The following is a 16,143-nucleotide window of genomic DNA, read 5'->3' as shown; positions in this document are numbered from 1 at the left end:
TCGTTCGACAAATTTCTATGATGTAGCATGTAGCTTTGGGTAATCAAAGTAAGATGGGGTTCTACAACCGGATTTTAACTGATCAATCAAGAAGGATAAATATCTGTAAGCCAGTTTAACTTTCGAAATAAAAACACAAATACATAACCAAACAAAAAAGAAATGACCTTTAAAAGGATTTTATCACTATTACTTATCGTTTCGGGAACGACATCTATTTACCCGGCAATGGCCCAGCAGAAATCGGCCAATAAACCTTTACCCGAGCTTCAGCAAGATTTTGTTGACCTTGGGCTTGGCATGTTTATCCACTACGGAATGCCTACTTTTATGGATCAGGATTGGTCTGACCCTGATGCCGATCTTTCCCTGTTCCAATCGCCAAAACTCGACGCCGACCAGTGGGCCAAGGCCGCAAAATCGGCAAACATGACCTATGGCTGTCTGACCACCAAACACCATAGTGGATTTCCGATCTGGAATACCAAAACTACAGCCTATAATGTAATGAACACGCCGTTAAAACGCGACGTGGTAAAGGAATATGCAGATGCTTTCCGTAAAAACGGATTAAAGGTAATGCTGTATTATTCTATATTGGATACCCACCATGGCATCCGTCCAAATCAAATTACGCCAGCGAATGTTAAAATGATCAAAGATCAGATTACCGAACTGCTCACCAATTATGGCGAAATCACTGCTTTGATTATTGATGGATGGGATGCGCCCTGGTCGAGGATTTCTTACGATCAGGTGCCTTTTGAAGATATATATTATTTAATCAAATCGCTGCAGCCAAATTGTTTGGTAATGGATTTAAATGCGGCTAAATACCCAACACAGGCGCTATTTTATACGGATATTAAATCTTACGAGCAGGGCGCAGGTCAGTTTATTTCTAAAGAAAACAACAAACTTCCGGCGCTTGCCTGTCTGCCGCTTCAGGCCAATTGGTTCTGGAAAACATCTTTCCCTACAACTCCTGTAAAAAATGTACCCGAACTGGTGAACAAATTCATCATTCCTTACAATGGTGCCTACTGCAATTTTATATTGAATGTGGCGCCAGGTAAAAATGGCCTGATCGATGATAATGCTTTAGCGGCACTTAAGGAGATGGGGCAGATCTATAAAAAACCTGCAGGTCTTCCACGCACCCCTCAATATGCAGCCCCGATCATTTCAAGCAATATTGCCAAGCACATCAAAAGCAACAGTAGCTGGGGTGATGACATGAATATTATGGATTTTGCCAATGATGATGATTTCGGTTCAAGCTGGTCATCTAATCCTACCGTAAAAGCACCTTGGTATGAGCTGAACTTCGAAAAAGCTGTTCCTTGTAATATGGTGGTACTTACCGCAGGCAATAACCGAAAAGCTACCTATAGTTTACAATATTATGCAAATGGCAAATGGAATGCGCTAACCGCAAAAAATGAAGGCGAGAAAAAAGTGAACATTTTTAGGTTCGAGCGCATCTGGTGCGAAAAAATAAAAGTAAGCATTAGTGATTTTGACAGTCCGCCAACGATTGCTGAACTAGGCGTATTTAACGAAAGAAAATAAGATAGCTTAAGCCGGATCAATTTTGGCCCGGCTAATTTATTAACCGCTCTTGTTTACCAGGTGTAAGTGGAAATTGACTACTCCAGGGCATCCCGATAAACATTTTTTGAAATAAACCTACAATAACCAACCAAACTTTATGAACCAAAATTTTACCGCTAGGGTAAGGCATATGCCTTATCTGGGAAGCCTGTGGATACTGCTCTCGGTATTCGCTGCCTGTTTGTTGCTCCTGAGCAACCCCACTTATGCGCAACAGGGCGCAACAATCAAAATTACCGGAACGGTTAAAGATTCGCTCGGTTTAGGTATACCTGGGGTTAGTCTTCAGGCAAAAGGGCAGAGCACTATGGGGACCGTTACCGATGGCGATGGTAAATTCTCGCTCAATGCGACGGCCAAATCTATTATTGTGGTATCGTCTGTCGGTTTTAGGCAGGTAACATTCGTCGCTGACCCCTTAAAACTAAGGGTAGACCTCATCCTGCACTCCGATGATAACAATCTTTCTGAGGTGGTGGTTACCGCTTTTGGAAAGAAGGAGCGGAGAGAAGCCATGGTGGGCTCGGTGACCAGCATTACACCTTCGAAGCTAAAGATCCCCTCAAGCAATTTGACCAATGCTATGGCGGGGCAAATCGCAGGGGTAGTGGCCTATCAGCGGAGCGGTCAGCCCGGATTAGACAATTCGACCTTTTTTATCCGTGGGGTAACCACTTTTGGTTACAAGCAAGATCCATTGATCCTGGTAGATAATGTTGAACTAACCCCAACCGATCTGGCCAGGTTGCAGGTGGATGATATCGCCAGTTTTTCCATACTAAAAGATGCCAGTGCAACAGCTTTATATGGCGCCCGTGGTGCCAATGGGGTAATCTTGGTTACTACCAAAGAAGGTGTAGAAGGCAATGCGAAGGTAAACGTACGTTTTGAAAATTCCATTTCTCAATCGACGCAAAACCTCGAAATTGCCGATCCCATTACCTTTATGAAGATGTACAATGAGGCCTTAACTACAAGGAACCCATTAGCGGTACCCAGATATAGCCAAAATGACATTTATAACCGCGAGCAAACTTTGAGCGGAGCTCCGGGAAGTAACAAATATGTTTATCCTGCGGTAAACTGGATTGATGAACTTTTTAAAACCAGTACCAATAACCAACGCCTCAACGGGAGTGTGAGTGGTGGCGGGAAAATTGCCAGGTATTACATCGGTACTTCTTACAACCGCGACAACGGAATATTAAAAGTGAGCCCGGTAAACAACTTCAATAATAACGTTAAACTTGAAAATTATCAGCTGCGTTCAAACGTCAACATTAATGTAACACCAACTACAGAAGTGGTATTAAGGCTTTCGGGCACTTTTGATGAATACAACGGCCCGATTACGGACGACGGCTCTTTTTCCGCCGATCTGTATAAAAAGGCGCTTCACACCAGTCCGGTATTGTTTCCGGCATTTTATCCCGCCGACCCATCATTGGGGATTGATACGCACATCCTTTTTGGAAACAGCTCAACTGAAGGAACAGGAAATACCGTCGGTTTTTCCAACCCTTATGCCGACATGATGAAAGGATATAAATCCTTTTCCAGATCGAGGATGTCGGCACAGCTGGAACTGAACCAGGACCTGAACTTCCTGACAAAGGGCCTGACCTTTAAAGGGCTCTTTAATACCAACAGGTATTCCTATTTCGACCTGACGAGACAGTATTCTCCGTTTTTTTACAACATAGCTTCTTACGATCGGGTGAGCAATCAATACAGCCTCAACTGGATCAACAACCAACCGGGCCAGGCTTCAGAATACCTGAGCTTTGAGCCGGGCTTTAAGGACATCAATACATTTGTATACATGCAGGGCGTTGTCGATTACTCTAGGCAGCTCGGTAGTAAACATAACATCAGCGGTACAGTTATCGCAACCAGGCAACAACGTTTATATGCCAATGCGATCGATCCGGCTACAGGCTTATCAAGCCTTCAATATTCACTTCCTTACCGGAACGTAGGCCTATCTGGAAGATTAGGTTATGGGTATGATAACCGCTATTTTGCTGAGTTTAACTTTGGTTACAACGGATCGGAACGTTTTGCGGAGAAAAACAGGTTTGGTTTCTTTCCTACAATAGGCGGATCCTGGGTTATTTCGAATGAAAAATTCTGGAATGGCGGCTTGAAAGAGGCTGTAAATAAACTTAAACTGCGGGCAAGTTATGGCTTGGTGGGTAATGATGCCATTGGTGCACAACGTTTCTTTTACCTGTCGAACGTAAACCTGAATGGTGGTAATCCGGCTTATTTCGGGCAAACCAACGGTGTAACCAGGCCAGGGGTGAGCATTACCAATTACGCCAACGATGCGGTTACCTGGGAAACTTCCAGACAGACCAATATCGGACTGGAAATCAGCTTATTTAAAAGCCTGAACATCATTGCAGAGGTTTACAAGCAACACCGTTATAACATCCTAATGGAACGTGCCTCTATTCCTACCAGTATGGGATTGGAATCGGGTGTGAGCGCAAACTTAGGTACCGCCGATTCGAGGGGGATCGATTTTTCTGCTGATTATAGTAAAACCTTCAGGGGTGGATTTTGGATGTCGGGAAGGATGAACTTTACCTTTTCGCAGAATAAATACGGCCAATACGAACAACCAGCCTATAAAGAACCATGGAGAATACTCTCCGGACAGAAAATTGGAGTAAGGTGGGGTTACATTGCCGAGCGTCTTTTTGTTGATGACCAGGAGGCTGCAGCTTCGCCAACCCAGCTTTTTGGTGCCGGAGCATCTGCGCCTAAGGGCGGCGATATCAAATATACCGACGTTAACAATGATGGAAAGATCACCGAAGCGGATCAGGTTTTTATCGGTTTGCCTTCAACACCTGAGATTGTGTATGGTGCGGGTTTATCGATGGGATTCAAAAAGATCGATCTTTCCCTATTCTTTCAAGGGGTAGGCCGTACAAGTTTCTTTATCGATCCTTCACAGGTTAGTCCATTTTTGGAGAACAGACAGGTGCTTCAGCCATTTGCCGATAGCCATTGGACAGAAGAGAACCAGGATCTGTATGCCAAATATCCGCGTTTGGGAACCACCTCTTCTGAGATCAGCAATAACCTCCAAACCAGTTCCTGGTGGATGCGCGATGGTGCTTTTATTAGGTTGAAGTCGGTAGAAATCGGTTATACTTTCCCTGATAAGTTATCAAAAAAAGCATTTCTGTCTAACTGCAGGATCTACTTCAACGCTTTAAATCCGCTTACCTGGAGCAGGTTTAAAGACTGGGATCCGGAACTGGCCTCTAATGGCTTCAGCTATCCGATTCAGAAAGTGTATAACATCGGAATCAATGTAAACCTATAAGCAGACCTGTAATGAAATTCAATTTTAAACTTATCATACTTCTTGTGGTGATTTCGGGAATGGCCCTTTCCTGCAAGAAATACCTGGATGTAACGCCAGATAACGTGGCCACCATCGATTATGCTTTCAGAAATAGAAACGAGGCCGAAAACTACCTTTTTACCTGTTATTCTACGATACAGAATATGGGGCCATCCAATAACGATGCTGCCTTTACCACTTCTGGCGAGATTTATTTCCCCAATACCTTAACCGAGGCTACATTGGGTAGCAGAGATGCAGAACAAGGTTTTCACCTGATCAGGGGCGTACAAACTACGGATAACCCCTCACTAAATTACTGGGATGGAGAACAGCTTGGTCAGCCCATTTTTAAAGCCATTAGACGGTGTAATATTTTTCTGGAGAATATCGACCGTCCGAAAGATCTGCCCCAATTTGAACGCAACCGCTGGATTGCCGAGGTAAAGTTTTTAAAGGCCTACTACCACTTTTATCTGTTAAGGATGTATGGCCCGATTCCATTGATTAAACAGAATTTACCGATAGATGCCGGCACAGATGAGGTAAGGGTGAAACGTGCCCCGGTTGACGAAGCCTTTGCCTATATTGTATCCTTATTGGATGAGGCCACGCCCGATCTTCCACGCACCATACAGGATCCGGCAAGGAGTTTAGGCCGGATTACGCAGAACATTGCCCTGTCGGTTAAGGCTGAGGTGCTGACTACACAGGCCAGTCCCTTTTTTAATGGAAATCCAGATTATATCAGCTTTAAAGACAAAGATGGTCTCAATCTGTTCCCGGCTGCTTTTAGTGCAGAAAAGTGGAACAAGGCGATGCTGGCCTGCCAGGCAGCCGTAAAATCATGCGAGGAAAGCAATCTTTCTCTTTACCGTTTTACCTCTCCGGGCAATCTACCAACCATACCTCCCGCATTGAAAACCGTGATGGACATCAGGCAGAGCATTACCGAGAACTGGGAAAAAAATCCGGAAGTCATCTGGGCACTTAACCCTGAATTTGGGCTGCAATCGATGGCGATGCCAAGACTTACCAATGCCATGGTACAGAACATGGGCGGTGCACCGGGCAATTTTGCGGTACCTATTGGTATGGCCGAGCTGTTCTACTCGAAAAACGGCGTTCCCATGGCTGAAGATGCTGGCTACGATTATAGAGGACGATACGCCGTTGCTGCAGTACCTGCCGAAAGTAAATACTATTTAAAAAGTGGTTATCAGACCATTAAAATGCACATGGATCGGGAGCCCCGGTTTTATGCCGACTTATCATTTGATGGAAGTTGCTTTTTTGGCAACGGACAAACCGATCCGGAAAACATGTTGTATGTACAGGCCCGAGGCGGAACTTCCCTTGCTGGTCCGAAAGATAATATCAGGGTTAACGTATCGGGATACTGGCCGAGTAAACTGGTAAACTATCAATCGGTTTTTGGTACAGAAGTTACTCAAACAGGTTTTAGAATGCCACTGATCAGGCTCGCCGGACTTTATTTGCTTTATGCAGAAACACTTAATGAGGTAAACGGTCCTTCGGCAGATGTATATACTTATATCGATAAGGTACGCACACGTGCAGGTTTAAAAGGCGTGAAAGAATCCTGGGCATCATACTCTACAAATCCTGGAAAGGCTTCGAGTAAAGATGGCCTCAGAGCGATCATTCAGCAGGAACGCCGTATTGAGCTTTGTTTCGAAGGAAGGATTGGCTGGGATTTAAGGCGATGGAAGGTGATGCAGGATGTGTTGAGCAAACCGCTCCAGGGTTGGAACATTCAGGATACTACGCCTGAGGGGTATTACCGTCAGCGCAACCTGGTGATTCCGGTATTTGGCCTGAAAGACTATTTATGGCCGCTGAAATACAACGACCTGATCGTAAATCCGAACCTGGTTCAAAATCCTTATTGGTAAACTCTAAATAGATGATGATGAAAATTAGCTCAAAAATATATAACAGGCTTTGTACTATGCAGTTTTTTGCGTTGTTACTAATGGCCTCCTCACTTTATTCATGTAAAGAAAGCGAAGGTTTTAATGAGGTGGTATCGACAGATATGACAAAACCTGGCGCACTTACCGGTGTAAAAGTAGAAAACCTGGCTGGTGCGGCGGTAATTTCTTATGTCCTGCCCAATTCGGAAAACCTGCTTTATGTTCAGGCCGAATACCGGATCAATTCGCGAACCGTAAGGCAGAGCAAGTCTTCTTATTATAGCGATACGATCAGGGTAGATGGCTTTGAAAAAAGCGAAGATTATGAGGTTACCCTTTATGCAGTATCGCGTGCAAATGTAAAAAGTGATCCTGTACAGGTACGTGTCCGCCCGGCAACGCCATCTTACCTGGCGGTTTATCCTACTGTACAGCTTCAGGCCGATTTTGGTGGGGTGAATGTAACAGCCAGTAATCCTGCTAAAAAACCAATTGGGGTAATCGTGATTTCGAATGATAAAACCACTGGAAAAATGCTGCCTATCGAACAGTTTTATACCGAAGCCGAAACTATCAATTTCAGCGTAAGGGGATTCGATACGCTAAAAAGAGATTTTGGGGTATATGTGACCGATAGATGGGGAAATATCTCTGATACTTTGTATAAATCGATCAGTCCCATTTTCGAAATTATGGTGCCAAAAGCACAGTTTAGTGAATATAGACTACCATCTGATTCACCTCTAGGTGCCATATCATTGGGATGGAATACCACCAGACTCTGGGACAACAATACCTCAGATCCGGGATGGCACACAGAAGCGGGTTATGGTAAGCCACTTCAGCTCTGTACTTTCGATATGGGCGTGCTCACCAAGCTCAGCCGTTATAAGATATGGGAAAGGGGGGAAGCCTATGGAAACGATTATTCTTATAACCATGGTAACCCTAAAGCCTGGACACTCTGGGGATCGGCCAAAGCCGCACCTACGGATATCGAATTGCCCGTTACATCAGCAAAAGGTACCGTTGTTGGCGACTGGATCAATCTGGGCAATTTCAACTGTCCGCCACCACCTTCAGGCAATGCACCCGGGCAAACTACTCCGGCAGATCTTGCTGCAGTTAAAGCTGGGTTTGAGTTTAACATTGCCCTTGATATTCCGAAGGTAAGGTTTATCAGGCTGGCTGTAAACTCTACCTGGGGCAATGCAGATTTTGCCCACGTGATGGAATTATCTTTCTGGGGAAACACCAACTAAAATTTATACAGATGACAACTAAACATATAAACAGCATAATTCTGGTTTTTATGACCATTGCAGTGCTTTTCGGCTGTAGCAAGGATGCGCTTGATTACAGAAAATATCTCGAAGGAAAAGAGCGCGTATACCCAGGCTTTCCAGGCAAGGTTGGGGCAGCCCCCGGTAATTACAGGGTAAAACTGAACTGGAAGGCCAGTCCTGATCCAAGTGTAACCCGTTACAAAATATTCTGGAACAATTCTGCAGATTCATTGGAAATGGCGGCTCCTGACCGCGCCATTACTGATGTATCGGTAATCATTCCTAAACTGGTGGAATACAATTATTCCTTTACCATCTACTCTTACGATAAGGCCGGCAATAAATCTGTGCCCGTTCAGATCAGCAATGTAAAGGTGTATGGTGATAGTTATAAATCGAGTTTAACCAATCGCTTTCTGGTGTCAGCAGATCCATATCAACTCGATGACACCGGTATCACGCTTAACTTTGAAAAACCAGATACCATCAACATCGCGACAGAAATACGTTACACTCATAAAGATGGCACCGTTCATAAAAGTTCGTTAAGCCCTGATGCAAATTCGATCAGGCTGGCCGACTACAAATCTGGTACAAAAATTTATTTCAAGTCGGCCTATGTGCCTGTAAAATCTGCAATTGATACTTTTTATACTGCAGATTTTGACTCTTTGACCAATATCATGGTACCTGTGGATAAATCGCTGTTCCGTCCTTTGAAACTGGCCAATGATGTGGGGACTTATTCAGGGGAAACCTCTTTATCGAAACTGTGGAATGGCAATAAAGCGCCTACCGGATATCCGGATATTTTCCATAGTGACGATAAGACGCCGCTTCCACATCACTTCACTTTTGATATGGGCAAAGCGATTACGAACCTGGCACAGTTCGAGATCATAGGCCGCGATTGTTGTAATAATCCCACCAAATTTGAGATCTGGGGAATCGCCGATCTTACCGGTGCAGAAACACAGTCGCCAGGTAATTCTGCCGGCTGGACAGCGGAATCGATAGGAAGAGGGTGGACACTGCTTAAAACGGTTGAACGTTCGGATGATGGATCAGCGCCATTTAAAGTGAGCCTTCCGGATGGGCTGCCTGCCATTCGCTATATCCGTATCCGGGTAATTCAGGTAGCCAGTGGTGATCCCAATTATAGCAATATTAGCGAAGTGTCCTTCTGGAATAAATAGGTTTCTCCTGTACAATGGAGGGAAAATAAAATTATGAATAAAACTAAAATTATCATTTATGTACTGGTCCCAATTTTTTTATTGGGACTAGTTTCAAGATCCAATGCACAAGCGAAGAATCAAATCAACAAAACAAAAAGCACCCCTGATTCGGTTTGGAAGGAACATTGGTTCGAACATCAGGAGAATCTAAAATTGGTAGAGAGCAATGCGAATGTGGCTGTTTTTTACGATAAAAATATGCCCGCCAATGTTAAATGGCCGATCGCTATAATGGCAGATTGCTGGGCCTATGTGAAGCGGAATTATGGAGAATTCGGACCGGATCCTAAACTGTATGTGATCCTGCACCGCGCAATGGGAAAGGATTATGGTGGAGGTCACCCATCGCCCTTTTTTGATGCGAGCCATGATTATAGAAACGTTATCGATTGTGGTTTAGCGCAATGGGACAACCCAGGCGGAGAACAGATTGGTATGCCGATCCACGAAATGGGACATATCGTAACCAGCGCCAGTCACGGTACAAAGGGTTCGCCATCGGATGTACTGTGGGGCGATAGCAAGTTTATGGAAATCTTCAATTATGATGTACTTAAGAATATAGGCATGAGCGACGAGGCCAATAGGGTATTTACACAGATGCAGACCCAGTATGACGATTTTCCCAGATCAGGTACACAATGGTTCAAGAATTGGTTTTTTCCTATTTATAGCAAATATGGCGAAGGAAAAGTGTTGAACAGGTATTTTGAACTCCTGGCGATAAATTTTCCTAAAAACAAAAACGGCCGCTTTAAGAGAGAGCTCAACTACGGTGAGTTTGTACATTTCTGGAGTGGCGCAGCTGGCGTAAACCTACAGGATGTCGCAACAAAGGCTTTTGGTTGGCCAATGGAGTACGATCTTCAGTTTAAGCAAGCACAAAAGGATTTTCCGAAACTGCCTTATAGGACAGAAAATAGTTCCAGATAAGCACAAAAAATCATATAAAATATTTCCATTGACGACTTTGTTAAATCATGGATTTGATAAATCATGAATGGATAAGATACCGGTGAGGACCGGTCATAAACCAGCTTAGTTAAGATTGATCTTATCAATAGCTGATTTAATTTGGTCAAAACATAGGTTGCGGCGGATACCCAACCTATGTTTTATTTATAAAGCAATCGAATCTAGACGATACTATTTTAGTAAGTAAATGGTCTCGGAGTGTCGTCATTTCGAGCGTAGTGTAGCGAAGCCGAGAAATCTATTTTCAAATTTGATATTACTCATAGATCTCTCCATTCCGCGGTGCTTCAGTCGAGAGGACGACTTTTCCAGAGACGCATAAATGATACCTGTCGAAGGACCTTTTTAAATACAATTGCAGGCATTCAAACAATGATGATATTTTGAACCCTCAACCCCAATTCCTTTATTTTTTACAAACAAAAAATGCGCACCGACAAACATCTGTGTTTATCTGTGCGCATCAGTGGTTAATTGGGTATTTACGATTTAATAAAAGCCAAAAGATCCTTATTAATCGTGTCAGCTTCAGTAGTTGGCATACCATGAGGAAAACCTGGATAAGAAATCAATTTTCCGTTTGGCAATAATTTAGCCGCTCTAGGCGCCTGGTTAAAGGGAACAATTTGGTCGTCTTCTCCATGTAATACCAATACCGGAATTTCTACACTTTTTAAATCTTCTGTGAAATCTGATTCGGAGAATGCTTTTATACCTTCGTAATGCGCCAATACAGAACCCATCATGCCCTGGCGCCACCAGTTGTGTTTTATACCTTCCTGAACGGTTTTACCTTCACGGTTCCAGCCATAAAATGCTACCGGAAAATCGTAAAAATATTGTGCCCTGGTAAAACCGGTACCCTGGCGGATTTCATCAAATATAGCCAAAGGCACCCCTTCCGGATTGCTTTCGTTTTGGATCATAATCGGCGTTACTGCACTGATCAATACAGCTTTGGCCACGCGGCCTTTCCCGTGTTTTGCAACGTAACGGATTACCTCACCACCACCGGTTGAGTGGCCAATGTGAATGGCATCTTTCAGATCGAGTGCTGCTGTGAGTTCTGCAATGTCGGCTACATAAGTATCCATATCATTGCCATTAGCACTTTGTCCTGAGCGACCATGCCCACGGCGGTCATGCGCAATCACGCGGTATCCCTGTTTTAGGAAAAACATCATTTGTGCATCCCAGTCATCACCTGATAATGGCCATCCATGATGAAAAACAATTGGCTGTCCCGTTCCCCAATCTTTGTAATAAATTTCAGTTCCGTCTTTTACTTTAATGGTACTCATAGCTTTTTTTTATTAGATTAATTTTAATTGTTTAAAACAGTTTTTGCGAATCACCCAAAATTAAAAACGGATGTTGAAGTGATCACTACACTGTATGTTAAGTTTCTTACTGCCATATTACAATTTGTGATCCATTTAATTAAGTTTTTGATTTATAGATATTTAGCATTTGTTTTTTAATTATTTATTTGCGTTATTTCGTTAATTTACGTTAGTTATCTGGTAGAACCAATTATTGCTAATGTTTTTATGCACAGAATACTTGTATTGGATAAAACAGCAGGTTGAAGCAGAAGTTTCTGTTGTAATTTAATTTACAGGTTAACGATGTTTTAGCCCGTTTCAGCTGTTATTTAAGGTAAAATCACGTTATCTCGTCAGTTATTTTGTTGAAATATGAGGCTTTTTAAGCTCAAATAACTGATTATTTGTTGATTATATTTGTGGTTTACCCTTTGTTGAAAAAAAGCCATGCATTATACCCTTCTTCAGTTTATTATTTTACTTTCAGTAGCTTTCCTGTTAATCATGTTGGCGCAAAAGGTAAAAATTTCCTATCCCATATTTTTAGTGCTGGCAGGTTTGGGAATCAGTTATATCCCGGGCATTCCCGCTATGTCGATTGATCCTGAAGTAATCTTTCTGATATTTTTACCGCCCTTACTTTATGAAGCCGCCTGGTATACCTCCTGGAACGATTTCTGGCGTTTTAAAAGACCAATCAGTTTGCTGGCCTTTGGTTTGGTGATCATCACCTCGCTGGCGGTCGCATTTTTAAGCTCCTCCATGATCCCGGGTTTTACATTGGCCATGGGCTTTCTTTTAGGTGGGATTGTATCTCCACCCGATGCGATTGCGGCCACATCGGTACTTAAAAATATAAAGATTCCAAAACGCATCACAACAATATTAGAAGGTGAAAGTTTGGTTAACGATGCATCCAGTTTAATTGTTCTCCGTTTTGCCTTAGCTGCGGTGATTACGGGTCAGTTTTCACTTTCAAGTGCGGCTGGCGACTTTTTCTTAAGTACCTTAATGGGAATTGTGATCGGTTTGGCGGTAGCGCATGTAGTGTACCTTATCCACCGGTTTTTACCTACTACACCAAGTATCGACGCGGCCATTACTCTAATTTCGCCATATTTTATGTACCTGGCGGCAGAACAGTTCCATTTTTCGGGTGTGATGGCCGTGGTTAGCGGTGGTTTGTTCTTGTCTTATCGTTCGCACGAAATTTTTGCAGACGGGCAAAGCCGCCTGCAGGCCATTAATGTTTGGGCCACATTGGCTATCATTCTCAATGCTTTTGTATTTATCCTGATCGGCTTAGAACTGCCTGTAATTATGGCTGGCTTAGAAGGTTATTCACTTTGGCAAGCCTGTGGTTATGGACTGATCATTAGTGCGCTGGTGATCGTGCTGCGTATTGCCTGGATTTATCCTGTAGCCTTTATTCCGAGGTGGTTATCCGTAAAGGTGAGAAGGAGTGAAGCACATCCCGGCTGGAAGGGCCCTTTAATTATTGGTTGGGCCGGCATGCGCGGCGTAGTCTCTTTGGCTGCAGCGCTTTCATTGCCACTTACTACTGCGGCTCATATTAATTTCCCGCACCGTAACCTCATCATCTTTATCACCTTTGTGGTGATTTTGGTGACGCTGGTTTTTCAGGGACTTACTTTACCATACATCATCAAAGCGCTTCGTATTGATGAAATCGACGCACTGATGCCCGATGAACAGCAAGAAGCCAGCATTAAACTACGTCTTTTACAGGTTTCCTTGAACCGCCTGGAAGAAAAGTTTATGGAAGAAACTGAGGGTATTGCTTTGGTTAAAGGTTTAAAAAATGAACTCGAAAACAGTTTGAACCATGCATCCAGAAGGCTGGAGTCGATGGAATGCGAAGCAATCGAAAATGCCGAGATGGAAGTGTATAACCATATTTTAAAAGATATTTATCATATACAACGTCAGGAGCTGCATAAAATCCGAAGGGAAAAAGGCTTTAGCGATGAGGTCATCAGGAAACAGGAAATGCAAATCGATTTATCGGACACTAAAATTCTGCATGGTAAAATGACACTGAAAAGTAATGGCTAAATGGTTTTGCATCAATAAGGTTTGGCATAATGTGACTTATGTCGGGAGAGATTTTTCAACATAGTTCAGAGATCTCTCCACTACGGAGAGATCAATACCTCGCGGCCTATTGATGTCACTCCAATATTCTTCTGAAAAACTGACCTCTCAGGATGATAAATCACGGAGCTTAATCGACCCTTGACTCCAGACGACCAACTTATGAATAACTGCCTATTTAACAAATTCAAACTTTATCCCTAGTTTTTTAATTTTTGAGTTTAGGGTTGTTGAGGGAATATTCAGGATTTCTGCTGCTCCGCCAGCTCCAAATATCTTGCCTTTGCACATGGTCAAAATATTCAAGATATGTTCGCGTTCCATTTCTTCCATGGTTTTGATTTTGAAATGATCTTCACCAGTGAAACCTGTTACTGATGGCAAATTGGGAAGGTCAATTTTAGTGATCGTTTCTCCTTCGGTCAACAACATCATTCTTTCTATCAAATGCTCCAATTCCCTGATATTTCCCGGCCAGTCGTATGCCTGTAAGTCATGAAGTGCTTCTGCGGAAATTCCGGTTACATTAGAAGAACCTTTTTTGCCGAAATTGTCAATAAAATAGCTTGCCAGTGCAGGAATATCTTCCTTGCGCTGCCTCAAGGCAGGCAATTCAATGGGAAAAACATTCAAGCGATAGTATAAATCCAGCCGGAATCTGCCTTCTGCAACTTCTTTCTCCAGATTCCGGTTGGTGGCGGTTATAATCCTGACATTTATTTTTCTGGTATAATTGCCGCCTAAACGCTCGATTTCTTTTTCCTGAAGCACCCTTAATAGCTTTACCTGTGCCTCCAGCGGGAGCTCGCCGATCTCATCTAAAAAGATAGAACCACCATCTGCCTGTTCAAATTTACCGATCCGTTTTTCGTTTGCCCCTGTAAACGCCCCTTTTTCATGCCCGAAAAGTTCCGATTCAATTAAGGTTAAAGGTAAAGCCGCACAGTTTACGGTAACTAAGGGTTTGTTTTTACGGGGAGATAATTGATGGATGGTCTGGGCGATTTTCTCCTTACCAGTGCCACTTTCTCCCAAGATCAGCACTGATGTATCATCAGGTGCTACCAATTCTAATTTTTTGAAAGCCGCGTGCAATAAGGTGCTATTACCGATAATGCCATTAAAATCTTTCGGAATTTCTGGCTTTTCCCTTTTAACAATCGGTTTTTCAATGTTAGCTAAAGTTGGGGCAGGGATTTCTACCTCAATATTCTTTCCATAAATAACATGATCTAGAACCAGCTCCAGGCTTTTCTTAAACTGATTCATCACCCCTGTATGCACTTTTGTATATAAATCAGGGAAATGGTTGAAGAAAGCGAACTGGAATTGTTCACCCTCTTTTTCAATGTCGGTAATCAGGACCGATTCAAGCTGGTAATGATCAGAAAGCGCTTGAACCCATGGTCTTTCCATCCTCAGTTTTCTAAAATCATAACCATTGAAAATCGATTTTCCATTATGAACAAGTGCTGTGCTGTTCCAGGCTTTAAAATCACGACTGGAAATATTGACTGCTTTCAATAAGCTTTCGTTATTCAGCATGTTAAATTTGCCATCAGGCGAACGCAGAATATTTAGGTCTTTTGTAGTCGTCCGGGGATTTGATTTGCTAATCGAAAGGAAATCGAAAGGAACAACCGGATGCAATACGGCACTTATTTGTTTCAACCGTTCCGAAATCGGTTCCTGCTTTGCCAGAATGTACTCAATCTGTTTGTGTAGCGAGGGTTCCGCGTGCTGATTGTATTTCAAATTCTGCTCGTGTCTGTAACGTGCAATATCCAGCATCACCATCAGGTCTTTCTCCCGAAAAGGTTTTACCAAAAAACCATAAGGCAGGGTTGCTTTTGCGGCTTCCAAAATCCCCTGATTGGTATTTGCGGAAATATAAATAAAGGGAATTCCCATTTCGGTAAGTTGCCCGGCTAAATCAATGCCTGTTTTGTCGCCCTGTAAAAAGATGTCCAGCAATATCCAGTCGGGTTCTTTGGTTACGATCAATTCGAGCGCCTTTACCACTGACGGCGCAATTCCACACACTTTGTAACCTGCTTTTTCGAGCATGATCCTCAGATCGTTGGCTACAATAAATTCATCTTCTACAATTAAGATTTTCTGTTTCATTTTCAGGCGGGCATAATGTAAAAACCGGCAATCAACAAGCGGTTTGAGCAGATTTAGGCCATTCTACGTACTCAATTAAAATACCAGGAGCTAAGTTTTTGTTTATCAGTGTGTTGTTTTGCTTTGTTGATTTTTAAGTTCATGATATATCGTCGATTTACTAAA

The 16,143-nt window shown here is 43.0% G+C and carries 9 protein-coding genes; 7 read left to right on the top strand and 2 right to left on the bottom strand.

The features are described 5' to 3' along the window. Positions 1 to 162 precede the first annotated feature (162 nt). From AC04Q1_RS14465 to AC04Q1_RS14440, 6 genes are all read left to right on the top strand, one after another. The gene (locus tag AC04Q1_RS14465; protein ID WP_478365300.1) at positions 163 to 1,572 is read left to right on the top strand and encodes an alpha-L-fucosidase; all 1,410 of its coding nucleotides are present in this window, start codon (positions 163 to 165) and stop codon (positions 1,570 to 1,572) included. A 139-nt stretch (positions 1,573 to 1,711) separates the two neighbouring features. Continuing rightward, the gene (locus AC04Q1_RS14460) at positions 1,712 to 4,954 is read left to right on the top strand and encodes a SusC/RagA family TonB-linked outer membrane protein (protein WP_478365299.1); all 3,243 of its coding nucleotides are present in this window, start codon (positions 1,712 to 1,714) and stop codon (positions 4,952 to 4,954) included. Between the two features lie 11 nt (positions 4,955 to 4,965). Beyond that, positions 4,966 to 6,891 (top strand): RagB/SusD family nutrient uptake outer membrane protein, encoded by a 1,926-nt coding sequence (locus AC04Q1_RS14455; protein WP_478365298.1) that lies wholly within the window; start codon positions 4,966 to 4,968, stop codon positions 6,889 to 6,891. 11 nt (positions 6,892 to 6,902) lie between these two features. Beyond that, positions 6,903 to 8,174 carry a DUF5000 domain-containing lipoprotein gene (locus tag AC04Q1_RS14450; RefSeq protein WP_478365297.1) on the top strand — a complete coding sequence of 424 codons (1,272 nt, stop codon included), beginning with the start codon at positions 6,903 to 6,905 and terminating at the stop codon, positions 8,172 to 8,174. A gap of 11 nt (positions 8,175 to 8,185) precedes the next feature. Next, a complete protein-coding gene (locus AC04Q1_RS14445; RefSeq protein ID WP_478365296.1) occupies positions 8,186 to 9,394 on the top strand; it encodes a DUF4998 domain-containing protein in 1,209 nt (402 codons plus the stop codon). A gap of 33 nt (positions 9,395 to 9,427) precedes the next feature. Continuing rightward, a complete protein-coding gene (locus tag AC04Q1_RS14440; RefSeq protein ID WP_478365295.1) occupies positions 9,428 to 10,369 on the top strand; it encodes a hypothetical protein in 942 nt (313 codons plus the stop codon). Between the two features lie 524 nt (positions 10,370 to 10,893). Here the strand turns inward: AC04Q1_RS14440 and AC04Q1_RS14435 are convergent. Beyond that, a complete protein-coding gene (locus AC04Q1_RS14435; RefSeq protein ID WP_478365294.1) occupies positions 10,894 to 11,712 on the bottom strand; it encodes an alpha/beta fold hydrolase in 819 nt (272 codons plus the stop codon). Positions 11,713 to 12,183: 471 nt separating this feature from the next. On the opposite strand from AC04Q1_RS14435, the gene AC04Q1_RS14430 reads away from it, so the two are divergent. After that, a complete protein-coding gene (locus AC04Q1_RS14430) occupies positions 12,184 to 13,812 on the top strand; it encodes a Na+/H+ antiporter (RefSeq protein WP_478365293.1) in 1,629 nt (542 codons plus the stop codon). Positions 13,813 to 14,025: 213 nt separating this feature from the next. Here AC04Q1_RS14430 and AC04Q1_RS14425 read toward each other — a convergent pair whose 3' ends face one another. Further along, positions 14,026 to 15,978, bottom strand: coding sequence for a sigma 54-interacting transcriptional regulator (locus AC04Q1_RS14425; RefSeq protein ID WP_478365292.1), 1,953 nt, complete (start codon positions 15,976 to 15,978; stop codon positions 14,026 to 14,028). Between the last annotated feature and the right edge of the window lie 165 nt (positions 15,979 to 16,143).

Source organism: Pedobacter humicola, from assembly GCF_056490705.1.
Note: the sequence above shows the minus strand (reverse complement) of the source record. Positions and strands in the feature narration are given on the sequence as shown.

Coding starts and splice junctions, on each gene's coding strand:
- AC04Q1_RS14465 (WP_478365300.1), top strand. CDS start 163: ATGACCTTTAAAAGGATTTTATCACTATTACTTATCGTTTCGGGAACG.
- AC04Q1_RS14460 (WP_478365299.1), top strand. CDS start 1,712: ATGAACCAAAATTTTACCGCTAGGGTAAGGCATATGCCTTATCTGGGA.
- AC04Q1_RS14455 (WP_478365298.1), top strand. CDS start 4,966: ATGAAATTCAATTTTAAACTTATCATACTTCTTGTGGTGATTTCGGGA.
- AC04Q1_RS14450 (WP_478365297.1), top strand. CDS start 6,903: ATGATGATGAAAATTAGCTCAAAAATATATAACAGGCTTTGTACTATG.
- AC04Q1_RS14445 (WP_478365296.1), top strand. CDS start 8,186: ATGACAACTAAACATATAAACAGCATAATTCTGGTTTTTATGACCATT.
- AC04Q1_RS14440 (WP_478365295.1), top strand. CDS start 9,428: ATGAATAAAACTAAAATTATCATTTATGTACTGGTCCCAATTTTTTTA.
- AC04Q1_RS14435 (WP_478365294.1), bottom strand. CDS start 11,712: ATGAGTACCATTAAAGTAAAAGACGGAACTGAAATTTATTACAAAGAT.
- AC04Q1_RS14430 (WP_478365293.1), top strand. CDS start 12,184: ATGCATTATACCCTTCTTCAGTTTATTATTTTACTTTCAGTAGCTTTC.
- AC04Q1_RS14425 (WP_478365292.1), bottom strand. CDS start 15,978: ATGAAACAGAAAATCTTAATTGTAGAAGATGAATTTATTGTAGCCAAC.